The sequence below is a fragment of the Prevotella sp. P4-51 genome, from assembly GCF_002251455.1.
Taxonomy (GTDB): Bacteria; Bacteroidota; Bacteroidia; order Bacteroidales; family Bacteroidaceae; genus Prevotella.
This window is the reverse complement of record NZ_NPJM01000065.1, coordinates 134,794-147,790: the sequence shown is the minus strand read 5'-3', so window position 1 is coordinate 147,790 and position 12,997 is coordinate 134,794. Positions and strand designations below refer to the sequence as shown.

Sequence of the window (12,997 nt, the reverse complement as noted above, 5' to 3'; positions counted from 1 at the left end):
GATGTCTTTCTGCGTCAATGGTTTAATTATCCGTGCAAAAATACTGCTTTTTCGTCTAATTTCATCTACAAAGAGGGCATTATGGTCATCCGTAAGACAATCTTTAACTAAAATCGCCCGCCTGCCGTCTGTTTCCGTGATTTTCCATGCCCGATTTGCGATCGCCTTCTTGATCTCAGATGATGTGCCTGAACAGGTTATCAAAGACATCAAACTCCACATCGTCGCCCTCACCCAGCGGAGCCATCATCCAGCACAGCGGGGTGTCGTGATACATCGACGCGGTGAGCGAGAAGGTGCTCGGAGCGCCTATGAGATAGTGGCAACGCGACAGCAGACACAGGTCTTCGCCGGGATTGCCATCGGGGAACGATACGTCCATACCCTCGAGCTCGCGGCAGAACTTGTCGCGGTCGAGCGTGGGGTCGTTGCCGCAGATGAAGACGCGCACCCTACCCTTCTGCTGTTCGGCAAACCGCTTGATGTAGTTGATATACACGTCATCACCGAAGTAGTAGCGTCCGCCTTGCCAGGTGCGGTAGTCGCCACGGCGTATGTGTACACCCAGCATTACATCGCCCTCACGGGTGTTGGCAAGCAGGTGGTCTACATGATATTCTATGGCGCTGTCAAAGGCAAAGAGCTGCTTGATTTCCCGCTTGTACTTGAGGAAGAGGTCGTAGTATCTCACCTCCCAACCCTCTACCATCAGCCAGTGGCACGAGTCCATCAGGCGTTGGGCTTCGGGATTGTCGCCCACATGGCCAAAGGTGGCCACAGGCAGCAGACCGATTTTGGCAGCCAGCTTAGCCAGCACATATACCACGAAGTTGTGGTAACGGGTGTGGCAGATGTGGAAGTAGGGATACTTGTAGGCAAACCGCATCGACACCGAACGACGCCGATGCTCTCGTGCCCAGGCATATACGTGGCCATACTGCAGGATATTGTTGCACATACGGCCCTTGTCTCTTACAAATAACATTATCTTCTGTTTGATGGGGTTAGGGAGTGAGTCTGTCACCTATCATGCGGTCCATATACGATTGGATGATGGCTTTACACTCGCGCTCCATCTTGTCTTGCACAGCCACATGACCCACCTCGTTGTTACGCATCAGGTAGTCTTCCAGGCGATACATGCCTATCACGCGCTGACCGTCAAACTGCATCACATAGCCATACTTGCAGTACTGGTACACGCCGTTGAGATAGTTGATGGCCCAAGTCTCGTTGGCGGGCGTATGGAAGAGGTCGCAGCCAAATCCCACATAGGGCTCGTCATAACCCAGATACCCCAGGATGGTAGGCATGATGTCTATCTGCTGGGCTATGGCGTCGCGCATACCGGGCTTGATGTCGCCCGAGGGGTCATAGATGATGATGGGCGAGCAGAAACCGCCGATATCCGAAGAGAACTCGGCGTGGTCGCTCAGATTGGTGTGGTCCGAGGTGATTACAAAGATGGTATTCTTGAACCAGGGCTGCTTGCGCGACGTGTCAAAGAAGCGGCGAAGCGCATTGTCGGTATAGCGTATGCACTTGTGTATCACGATGCCTTCCTCGGGATATTTCTCCTTATACTTGTCGGGTATCTGATAGGGGTGATGGCTCGACGCAGTGAAGAGGGCGGTGACAAAGGGCTCGCTGAACTCGCTCATCTTGGTCGAATAATACTGCATGAACGGCTCGTCCCAGATAGCCCAGTAGCCGTCAAAGTCGTTGTCGCCACCGTAGCGCTTGTCTTGGTTGAAATCCTCTCGGCCGAAGTAGCCCTTGAATCCGGTGGCATTGCTGAAACCGTTGAAGCCCATACTTCCGGTGCGGGCGCCATGGAAGAAGGCCGAATAGTAACCCTTCTTGCCCAAATAGCCGGCAAGACCGCTCAGATGGTTGAGCGACTGGGGCGTGAGGATGAAGGGCTTGATAAACATAGGTACGCTTGAGAGTATCGAGGGCATGCCGTCGATGCTCTTGCGACCGTTGCAGTAGGAGTAGCGGAAGGTGGCACTGTGCTGCACCAGCGAGTCTACAAAGGGGGTATAGCCCTTATAACCATCGCCGAGGGCGGTACGCGCCAGCGAACCGATATACTCTCGCCCGAAACTCTCTATGATAATCACCACCACGTTCTTGCGCTTGGCCATACCCTTGTGGTCGGGCAGATGCAGGGGCGAGTAGATGGCGTCGAGCTCTCGCTTGTCACCGTAATAGCCTGGGTCGGTGAAGACTGCCTTGCCATAGGTGCGGATGATGGAGAACGGGGTGTTCAGCACCAGCGCCACCTCGGTGGGACGATAGGTGTACTCGTTGGCATTGCCCAGCGCCACCGGACGTATGTCGCGATGACGCCAGCCGCCGATGGGGGCGGTGATAAGCAGCGCCAGAGTCAGCGCCAGACTTACCCTGCCCACTGTCTTCATGCTCTTGCGCCATGCCACATAGGCGATATAGGCGGTATAGATAGCCAGAATATAGTTGTACCAGTGGTTGAGCAGACCGCCTCTGATACCGCTCACGCAGAGCACGGCGGCAAAGACGAAGGTCACCGTCATCACCAGATAATACCTTATCTTATTGGTCTGCCTCCGGTCTATTCGCGGAGTACTGTACAGCCTCCACAGACCATAGATCATCAGTCCGCCCAGCACCACGAGATACCAGTGGTGCAGCAGTTCGACACCGAGTATCGAGCCGATGTTGTCTTCGCCCTTAAACTCAGCAAACACGCTGGTAGAGGTACGGCGCAGGGTGTAGCGGAAATACACCGAGTCGGCGAGGTTTACGATGATGGCCAGGCCGTTGACCACCACAAACACCCAACGGCATACGCGCTGGTAGACGGCAGTCTCCTTCCAGTGCAGTGGCAGCATGAGCAGCAGGATATACAGGGCGTTGGTGTACATGATACCGGGAGTATCAAAGACCACACCACCCCAGAGCAGGCGGGGCAGATGGCCTTCACTCACACTCTGGGCAAAGTAACTGTAATTCTCCAGGAGATATTCTACACGCGCTATGCTATAGGCGAGATACACCAGGAGGATGTTCAACGATAGGGCCATAAATGGCGCAAATACCGAACGCTCCAAATGGAGTGATTTCAATCGTGACAACATATATTATAATAGGTATAAATGATACAATATGCAAAATTACACCAAAAGGATGTAATTAGCGTCATCATCCCCAACTTTTTTTCTTCCCCTACGGTCTATAGCTATCTACGCTTATCGGTCGTCAGATTTCAGTTCATGTCGGGGTTGGTTTTGTTTGCGACTCATTTCGGTCTGACGACCGATGGGCAGTTTGTTCTGGCGTTCCGCAAAGCCCGGCACCTCTGTGGTTGAGGTGCCGGGGCAGGAGCTGGCTCGCTCTCTATAGGCTGAGCCTTACGCTATCTCTACAGACAAGATGCGACGCCGAGCGTAGTGGCAAGTGCGGTGAGCATCGAGAGGATTATCTGTATAATGGTCTTCCATTTTTCCTGTTTCATAGTGATTGTCCTTTCTTTAGTGATTAGTGGTTAAGTGATGATGTGTGTCTTGACGATGTCCCCACCGCCCTGCCCACTGTCTGGGCAGGGCTCGAGGGGATTACACCTTCTATTTACCGTCGTTTGCAGTGGTCTTAGCGACAGGCTTGTAGTAGGTAGCCTCCATGATGTTGGCCACGCGCATCAACTGTGCCTTGGTGAACTCGCCGGTGGGACGCGCACGCAACTTGAAGGTAGCGATGTTCGTGTGGGCGTCAAACTCCTTGGCAGTGGGAGCGGGCTTGCTCACGATGCCTATCGAGAAGATGGCGAGGTCGTCTATCTTGACCGCCTGCCCTCTGAGGATAAGCTCATGTACGCAGGTAATCATGTCGGTTATCACAGCCCACATAGTACCCTTGGAGTAGGCGGTTCCGTGCTTGGCCATGTGTGCCACAAGCTGGCGGGTGGTGATGATGTCGCTCTTGGCGATACGGGCATACCAGCATCCCTTGAACTGGGAATTGGAGCGGGTGTCCTTATACAATTTGTACTTCAACATAATGATTTGTTTTTGTTAGTTTGACATTGTGTGTTTGTTCTCTTGTTGTCATCGTCTCCGGAACGTTTGACAATGCAAAGGTAGTCACATTCATCGCCGTTACCAAAAAAGCAGACGCCGTAACCCGCAAAATTCTGTTAACAGCCACCGCCATTCGTGCCAACAAAAGTTAAGGCGGTCATCACTGTGACCACCGAGACCTCGCGCGCGTATATATATAATAAGGTGTAGGATGACTCGAAGCCTCTCTGGAGCCCCTCCGAAGCCCCTCTCCAACTCTCCCCAAGGGGAGAGAGCGCCACACAACCGCCTCAAACACAGTAGAAAGGGACTCCCTCCCCTTGGGGAGGGCATGGGGAGGGGCTTCAAGCTGCAGCAACTCTGACGGAGTTGCGTTTCCCCAGCCCAGGGTTGCGGGCGAAGCACGCTACCCTGGGTAAGCACCCCCACTAACCTTGCTACTCTGTAAGAGTTGCGATTAGCCGTAGGCGTTACCCGAAGCAGGATAATGGGTAGGAATGGGGAGGTGATTATTATCAGATTGAGTATAACGCCTTCGGCTAACCGCAACACTTACAGCGTTGCTACCCTTATTATACATATACCCAGGGTAGAGGCGCTGCACGCCTCAACCCTGGGCTATGAAATCGCAACTCCTTCAGAGTTGCCGGGGGTGCGTACCATCCCTCTATGTACTAACTACATATCTCCATTAGCTACGTGCCATATACCGTATACCAATTACATTTTCCCATTGGCCACGTGCCATACACCGTATACTACTCACATAATGCCTTGGCCACGTGCCATATACACCACATAACCTCAAACGAGTGCGGGGATTACCATTTGCTGTCGCCTCATTAACTGATGAAGGCGTTTAATCTACATCGGCATCCGCCAAACCTAATCTTGCAGGACATAGTCGCGGTTGTACTCGATATTGTATTTCTCTAATAGCAGGCGGTATTCATCCTCAAAATTGACCTTCGCATGATGGGCGGCTTGGTTGCTGATATATTTTGTGGCATTGTCAACACCCGATTGGCCTATGGAGAAAACGGCGTAGCCATTCTGCCAAGCGAAATGATTGTAGCTGGAGTGTAGCTTTTTCAGATACATACTACTGCTACGCTTTATCTCCTTAACCATTTGGGATATGGTTACCTCGCGCGACAGCACAAAAAGGGCATGTACGTGGTCACCGGTACCACCCACGATGATGGTGGAACATCCAAGTTTGTTGATGGCTGTGCCAATATAGGCATGCAGATGTTGGGTATCCTCCTCGGATATTCTCGGGCTCGTCGATTTGACATGGAAGACGAGATGGATATATATTTTACTCAGTGATTGTGACATAGATAAAGATGATGATGTGCAAATATAGCCTTTATTTCAATTTGCGCGAAATGATGCGCCGTTTTTTTATAGTAAATCATGATAATTATGATAGCCGTACCGATTTCACCACCAATCCATGTATTTATTGTGAATAGGTATAGTGAAAAAGGGGCATGCCCCAGCAAGCAGAAGCAGCATGGGGAATTATTGTAGGCAGGAAACCGCAAGCAGAAACAACGTGGGGAATTATTGTAGGCAATCCTCAAGCAGCAGCAACTCTGACAGAGTTGCGATTTCACAGCCCAGGGTTGCGGGCGAAGACCGCTACCCTGGGTAAGCGCCCCCACTAACCTTGCTACTCTGTAAGAGTTGCGATTAGCCGTAGGCGTTATTCTCAATCTTATGGTTTTCCAACTACCAGCAGCAGCAACTCTGACAGAGTTGCCAAGGGTGCGCACCATCCACTATGGACTAACCAAACCATCATCGGGCGCATACCATCTGCCACAATCCCCTACCAAGAGCCGCGGAGGGCTTCCTCAAGCAGCAGCAACTCTGACAGAGTTGCGATTTCACAGCCCAGGGTTGCGGGCGAAGCACGCTACCCTGGGTAAGCTCCCCCACTAACCTTGCTACTCTGTAAGAGTTGCGATTAACCGTGGGCGTTATTCTCAATCTTATGGTTTTCCAACTGCCAAGCAGCAGCAACTCTGACAGAGTTGCCAAGGGTGCGCAACATCCACTATGGACTAACCAAAATCCATCATCGGATGCATACCATCTGCCACAATCCCCCTACCAAGAGCCGCGGAGGCCTCAAGCAGCAGCAACTCTGACAGAGTTGCGATTTCACAGCCCAGGGTTGCGGGCGAAGACCGCTACCCTGGGTAAGCTCCCCCCACTAACTTTGCTACTCTGTAAGAGTTGCGATTAGCCGCAGGCGTTAGTACACAACTGGATTGTATTGCGGGCAAAGTCCTGCCGGAGTAACGCCTGCGGCTAAGCGCAACACTTACAGCGTTGCTACCTTTTTTTATTTGTACCCAGGGTAGGGGCGCTGCGCACCTCAACCCTGGGCTGAGGAAACGCAACTCTGACAGAGTTGCCAAGGGTGCGCACCATCCACTATGGACTAACCAAACCATCATCGGGCGCATACCATCTGCCACAATCCCCTACCAAGAGCCGCGGAGGGCTTCCTCAAGCAGCAGCAACTCTGACAGAGTTGCGATTAGCCGCAGGCATTAGTACACAACAGGAATTGCAGATTACCAGCGGGAGCTGACATTTGAAGGCTGGGATGGCGATTCTCTTTCCCCCATCCCCATAAACAGCGAATGGGTCAGACTTCACAGCCTGACCCACTCAAAACTAAATAAATCTAACTTAATAGAAAATTTGGTTACCCAAATGCAATCTTATATTGTTTAATATTCTACTTAAAGCGCTATGCAGAAGTAACCTGTATTGAGGTAATCATCCTTGACGCAAGAGCAGATACCCCAGACACGAGAACCGTCGTTCTTGATGATTTCAACATCAACATCGAAGCTCTTCTTATAGTTCATATTGTAAACAAAGGTACCAGTACCCTTCTTGCCTACAGTGGCATCACCAGTCCAAGTACAAGTCATATAGTACCAGTTATAGTAATCCCACTTAGCCTGCATCTTGCCATCACCGAGATCTTTCACGGTATAGTCACCCCACTGGTAACCATCCTGTCCATTCCAGTTGACTACATTCTTGGTAATAGCCAGAATAGCAGCCTTTTCATCTTCAGTGAAAGGAATTGTAGTAGTTTCAACCTTCACTTTGATAGTCTTCTGCAGACCCATAAGGTCGGTAACTACGCAAGTTGTCTCACCAGCATTGATACCCTGGAATGTGATAGAAGTCTCTGTCTTGGCTATTACACGAGCGATTGTCTTGTCAGCAACATCAATCTTGTAAGAGCCGTTACCCTCAAGTACGTTAAGAGTAGCCTTGCCATCAGTGTGACCGAGCTTCATGCCGATGAAGAGCTCTTCCTTGTCGAAGTTGAGATTCATGTACATAGATTTCACGATAACACGCTTGTAGTTGCCCTCGGCGTCAGAGATTATGACACCGGTAAGACCCATCTTCTGAGAGTTGAGGGTTACAGTTGTTCCTTCGAGAGTAGCTGTAACCACGTCCTCGTTCTCACAGATTACCTTGTAGTCGCCACCACCTTCAAGGATGTTGAAAGAGACAGTCTCACCAATACCGACCTTCACAGTATCCATGTCACACTTGAGTTCGGTCTTGGTGGCAGGCTTCTGTTGCTCAGTATTGCCGTTATTGTCATCATCGTCGCAAGACGCCATACCGAAGGTAAGGGCCATTGCCATCATGATGGTATAAATATATTTTGCTTTCATTGTTGTAATAATAAGTTTGTTTTATACATTACCAGTCTTTAGCATAGCTGCCAGTCTGAACGGTCTCCTCTCCATAGAAAGGAATGGTGATGTTGTTGAAACGATATACATAACCATTATTGGGGTTGAGCGAGAAAATCATGGTACCACCGTAACCATCTGTTACAATCTGACGGGCACGGTTCTCAGAGATGATGCTACCACGAGCAAACTCAGAAGAAGCCTGAATCATACCGCTCTTGGGCAGACCGGGGTAATCACTTTCGAGGTCATAATAGCGGCCGTAATCTTGGATAGCCTGAGTTACAAACTCACCAGGCTGCATACCATCAACAGGGCCACAAGAAGAAGTTCCGCTATAAACGTAAGCCTGAATCAGAGCATTAGGCATAGCCTTGCGAACCTCGTAGCAGAGACGAGAGAAGTTGTTGTAAGTAGTGAAGCCAGGATAGTCGCCACGGTTACAGTACTCATCATCGAAGAAAACACCATCGAGTTCATAAGCCTCGAGTTTAGCCTTCAGCTCACGGGCAAACTTGCGGGCGGCCTCGTCACCAAGGCGTGTACAGCAAGCACGGTCGTGGTTACACAGGATACCCAGGATAACCTTTATACCCTTCTGCTGCAGAGGTACGAGATACTTCTGACGGTTGTCGAGCAGATGCTGCACGTTCTCGTTGTTGTAGTTGTACACCTCACCGGTCTCAGCGTTGTAGTTGATGTTACCAGAGAAGAGGATAACCTGGTCGATAACCAGCTTACCAGACTCCTTCAGAGTATAGCAGAGGTTGTGCAGGGGGTTAGCGTCGTTAACCTCCATACAGCTTACGACAATCTGGTTCTTGTTCGCCTTATGACAGTTGGGCATACGGGTGATGTCCTTTACGAGGAAGATAAACTCGCCCTTCTCTACAGAAGCCTCGGCGAGTGAGTTGCCCTTAACAGCCAATGGGATGGCGTAAGTACCGAGGTCCTCAAGAGCGGCGTCGGTCTTGTAGCCTACCTTAACGGCAGAAGACTTGGCCTGGCCGGCAGCTACCACAGCAGTACCCTCGATAGTTACGAGAGCCTCGGGCATTGCCTTGTAGTCGGTACCATTAGCCATGTTATACTTGTTGAGCGCAGCAGCGTCGTAAACTACAGTGAACTCAGCATCCTTGGTCTGAACCTGAGTCAGGTTGACAAAGAACTCAGTAGTACCCTGCTCGTTGAACAGCAGCGAGTCAGCATTGGTCATACCAAACTGGTCAGAGAGGAACACGAGGCTCTTCTGAGAAGGAGCGAAGGGCTCCTCACCAATCTGCTGTACATTGATAGCATCCTCACATGAAGCCATAGCTCCAGCGGCGAGGATAGCCAATGCAAATGTCTTTATTTTATTGATATTCATAATTTTCTTTATTGTTCTTGTTGATTGAATGTGGATTATTTCTCGGGCAGAGATACATTTCTCCAAGAGAGAGCGCCAGCGGCTACGGCGTCGTTGCCATGACCGGTAGCGTCTACTACTCTGTAAGCGCTTGTGTTGTCATCCATCTTCCAGTAACCTACGAGGCCGGGAGTCTGGGGGTCAACATTGTAGATGTGAGAAGCAATCTCTTCCTGAGTACGAACTACGTTCCATACGCGAACCTCAGACATATCACCCTCAAACCAGCGGTTGTCATCGTAAGACTTACCGATAAGGAAGTCACGGTCAGAACCGTTGCCCTGGATGTCGATAGCGGTCATGCTCATAGTGCCTTCACTCTGCAGTCTGCCGTTGATGTAAATCTTGTACTCGCGAGTAGCACAGTCTACAGTGAGGGCTACGTGCTGCCACATATTGGTCTGCAGACCCTTGTTAGAGTCGGCATCGGGGAAGTTGCCACGATCGGTAGCAATCTGAATCTGGTTGTCGGGGAAACCGGCATCACCGATACGCATCAGGAAGCGACCCTCAATACCCATTACGGTAGAGATTAGTTTGCCGAACTCGCGGGGATAGAGCAGAGCCTCCATAGTAATCTGGCTCATATTGGCTACCTGGCTCTTGTCGGCCCACTGCACGGTGAGGTAGTTGCGGCTCATGTTGGTAACCACGTTGATGAGGGCACCTGCACGGAATACGAAGTAGTACTTGGAAGCAGAGCTTACAAGGTCGATGTCAGCAGTCTGAACCTCTACAGGGAGTACATAGATGAGCTCACGGTCGAGATTACCCAGGTTGGTGAACTCAAATGTAGCATCGGTACTCTTTACACTACCTGCGTCTACAGTCACCTTGTTGTTGACTACATTGTAGCACTCTTCGGGCAGGATTACTGCATTGGCACCATAGCACTTGTTATAAGTGCTTACCAAAGAGGGAGCTACATTGAAGGTAGCGTTAATGGTCTTCTCGGCGGGACGGGGCATGGTGATGCTGAGTGTCTTAACCACATCACCGGCATCGCCCTTGATGATAGTCTCCGCTCTCATTTCCTGAGAATTGATTGATGCCTTGTTGCCGAAGTTCTCTTCGTCGTTGTCCTGACAAGAAGCCAGAGCAAACACAGCCAGCATCATCGGAATATATTTGAAAATCTTCTTCATTGCTGTTTAGTTTTTAGCATTAGGATTAATGATAGAAATGGCTGAACGCACATTGGGATAAGTGAACGATGAGTGATAGTAATCATTGCTCATACCCTGGATGGCGATACCGGCAGGAACGAAGCCCTGATACTCGGCGGCAGCCCACTTGGCGGCACCCTTGATGGCAACTTCCTTGCCCCAGTAACCGGTCTTGGTGTCTGTGGGGTCGAGTGAAGGTGCGTTGACGAGGGCTACAAAGCGGTCAGTAGGCACACCCTCTTCGAGGGCCTTCAGAGCCAGGTAAGTAAGGGCAGAGGCTGTAACCTCGCTCTGTGCGGGCAGAATGAGATACTTGGCCTTGTCAAATACCTCCTTGGTGAGGATGTTCTGAGGCTTACCCATCAGGAGGAGCTCCTTGTTGGCGTGACGCTCAGCCCAGTCGTTGGCGATACCGATGAATACGTTCTGCTGAGCGATGAACTCTGCCTTCTCGGCTTCAGTCATGAAGGTGGTAATCTTACCGTTGAAGGCCATGATTACACCGTCATAGTTGTACTTCTCTACGAGAGCGAGCTTGGCGCTTACAGTATCAACGAGGTAACTGTTGAAAGCGGGGAATACCTTTGTGGGGTCTTCGTTTGCAGCGTCAAAGTCCTTCTTCTCTTCGTCATACTGTACCTTGATGTTCTCGTAGTTGATTTCGAATACCACCTTGGTACCCTTCTTCTCGCGTATTTCGTTCATCTCGGCGAGCTCGAAAGCAGCCAGGTTGTCGGGGTTGGTCAGCACGATGTAGTCCAAGCTGTCTGGTACAGAGTGGATGTGCTTGCCCTGAGAGTTGGGAGCCTTGTCGCTATTGTCAAACCATCCCATAGCCACCTTATGAGAACCCTTCTTGTAGTTTCTCAGGTGGGACAGATAGTCCTGATAAAGGCCGGGGTTCTGGTTGTCTACACCCGGATTGTTGATGTCAATAGACTCTACATCGGTGTCGCAGCTTGCCACGAAGGCTGTTGCGGCGATGCATGCCATTGATAATCTGATATATTTTAAGATACTTTTCATAATTGTCTATATTATCTTTGAATGTTTTACTTTGCCCACCACAGGTCAGTAGCCATATTGTCGGCACCACCGAGGAGACCTACAGCGTTAACATAGTTTTCGGCGTTGTTGAGACGCTCCTCCTGAGGATAAGCCAGACGACGGGCACCACGGGCTGAGTTTACTACGCCAGCACTGTTGTTGACAACAACGGGCATCAGCATAGGATAGCCGGTACGACGATACTCTGCCCAAGCCTCCTGACCGAGGGGGAAGTTGGCAAGCCACTTCTGGGTGATGATGCGCTCGAGGCTCTTCTCGAAGTCACCGTCTTCCCACTTGATGGTAATCTGTGAGGTAGCACCAGAGTAGGTGTTGAGCCCAGCGGGGTCCTTGTAAGAAGCGGGCATGCTGGTGTTGTCAGCCAGATAAGCGTCGGCACCATTGGCACCCCACTGTGCAAATGACAGCTTTACACCCTGCTCGTAGAATTCCTTGGCAGTACCGCCCATGTTCCAGTTGCGCAGAGCACCCTCAGCCTTGAGGAAAGCTACTTCGGCAGCGTTCATCCACATGAGCTTGCTGTCGGTGGCTACGATATAGTTACTGTATGCGTGAGCGATAGAACCGCCAGGGATGGCGATACCGCTACGGATACCAAAGTAGCCGTTGTCAACGAGACCGCCGAAAGTGGTCTTGGTGAACATCTTCTCACGACGGGGATCGTTGTAACCATTCATATAGGTTGTGATATCAGCGCTTACGCGAGAGTCACCACCATTGTATTCGTACATGATAATCTCGAAGGGGTTGGTAGAAACGAGAGTCAACTCGGCGTTGTCGTCGTTAGAGGTCATGGTACCTACCTCGTGGTTTACAGCCTCCTCAGCCATCTGCTGAGCCTTGGCGGGAGCCACCTTAGAGATACGCATAGCCATACGCAGCTTGAGAGAGTTGGCATACTTGATCCACTTGGTCACATTACCACCATACACACGGTCAGCCTTGTCGCTGAAGTCGGCAGTACGGTTCTGGGTCAGCACGTCGATAGCCGCGTTGAGCTGCTCAAACATCAGGTTGTACACCTGCTCCTGAGAGTCATAGGCAGCGGTAATCTGACCGTCCTTACCTACCTGAGAGTAAGGGATAGGACCGTAGCAGTCGGTAACGCGCTGGATACCTGACACCTTGATGATAGAAGCTACGGCGTTGGGGATAGGATCGTCGGTAGCACGGGCTACTTCGCCACAGTAGATGAAGAGCTTGGGGATGACATCCTTGAACATTACACGGCTCCATCCGTTCTCAGGGCTGAACTGACCGAAGTTCTTGCCAGCGAAACCTGCGTTGGAGTCAGCAATGTAACCACCGTAAGAACCACCCATCAGACACTCGGTGAACTGGTTGGTGTTGACATCGGTAGGAATTACCCAGCCTTCGAGGTTCAGCATGGCTGAACGCATAGCATAGGCGTCGCGCTGGGTTTCGTCTTTGGTGACGCCGTTGGGGTTGCGGTTGAAGCTCTCGTAGTCGTTAGTACAGCTGGAGAAGCTCAGGCAGAGACCTGCAGCAACCGCGCTCATTATGATATTTTTAATCTGTCTCATAGTTACT

Annotated in this window: 10 protein-coding genes; all 10 read right to left on the bottom strand. The window is 50.9% G+C overall.

Annotated features, from left to right (window positions below):
- Nucleotides 1-175: 175 nt before the first annotated feature.
- Nucleotides 176-985, bottom strand: a complete 810-nt coding sequence (locus CIK94_RS11840) for an alpha-1,2-fucosyltransferase (protein ID WP_094387310.1) — start codon at nucleotides 983-985, stop codon at nucleotides 176-178.
- Nucleotides 986-1,004: 19 nt separating this feature from the next.
- Nucleotides 1,005-3,065, bottom strand: a complete 2,061-nt coding sequence (locus CIK94_RS11835) for an LTA synthase family protein (protein ID WP_254045972.1) — start codon at nucleotides 3,063-3,065, stop codon at nucleotides 1,005-1,007.
- A gap of 338 nt (nucleotides 3,066-3,403) precedes the next feature.
- Nucleotides 3,404-3,496, bottom strand: a complete 93-nt coding sequence (locus tag CIK94_RS14485) for a smalltalk protein (protein WP_022310371.1) — start codon at nucleotides 3,494-3,496, stop codon at nucleotides 3,404-3,406.
- A 109-nt stretch (nucleotides 3,497-3,605) separates the two neighbouring features.
- Nucleotides 3,606-4,037 (bottom strand): hypothetical protein, encoded by a 432-nt coding sequence (locus CIK94_RS11825; protein ID WP_022310372.1) that lies wholly within the window; start codon nucleotides 4,035-4,037, stop codon nucleotides 3,606-3,608.
- Nucleotides 4,038-4,943: 906 nt separating this feature from the next.
- The gene (gene tnpA / locus CIK94_RS11820; RefSeq protein WP_022309611.1) at nucleotides 4,944-5,399 is read right to left on the bottom strand and encodes an IS200/IS605 family transposase; all 456 of its coding nucleotides are present in this window, start codon (nucleotides 5,397-5,399) and stop codon (nucleotides 4,944-4,946) included.
- Nucleotides 5,400-6,820: 1,421 nt separating this feature from the next.
- Nucleotides 6,821-7,783 carry a hypothetical protein gene (locus tag CIK94_RS11815; RefSeq protein ID WP_094423135.1) on the bottom strand — a complete coding sequence of 321 codons (963 nt, stop codon included), beginning with the start codon at nucleotides 7,781-7,783 and terminating at the stop codon, nucleotides 6,821-6,823.
- 28 nt (nucleotides 7,784-7,811) lie between these two features.
- A complete protein-coding gene (locus tag CIK94_RS11810) occupies nucleotides 7,812-9,173 on the bottom strand; it encodes a BT_3987 domain-containing protein (RefSeq protein WP_094387255.1) in 1,362 nt (453 codons plus the stop codon).
- 35 nt (nucleotides 9,174-9,208) lie between these two features.
- Complete coding sequence (locus tag CIK94_RS11805) at nucleotides 9,209-10,357, bottom strand: DUF1735 and LamG domain-containing protein (protein ID WP_094387887.1); 1,149 nt, start codon at nucleotides 10,355-10,357, stop codon at nucleotides 9,209-9,211.
- A gap of 6 nt (nucleotides 10,358-10,363) precedes the next feature.
- Nucleotides 10,364-11,404 (bottom strand): glycoside hydrolase family 18, encoded by a 1,041-nt coding sequence (locus CIK94_RS11800; protein ID WP_094387888.1) that lies wholly within the window; start codon nucleotides 11,402-11,404, stop codon nucleotides 10,364-10,366.
- Between the two features lie 26 nt (nucleotides 11,405-11,430).
- Complete coding sequence (locus tag CIK94_RS11795; protein WP_094387258.1) at nucleotides 11,431-12,990, bottom strand: RagB/SusD family nutrient uptake outer membrane protein; 1,560 nt, start codon at nucleotides 12,988-12,990, stop codon at nucleotides 11,431-11,433.
- Nucleotides 12,991-12,997 lie beyond the last annotated feature (7 nt).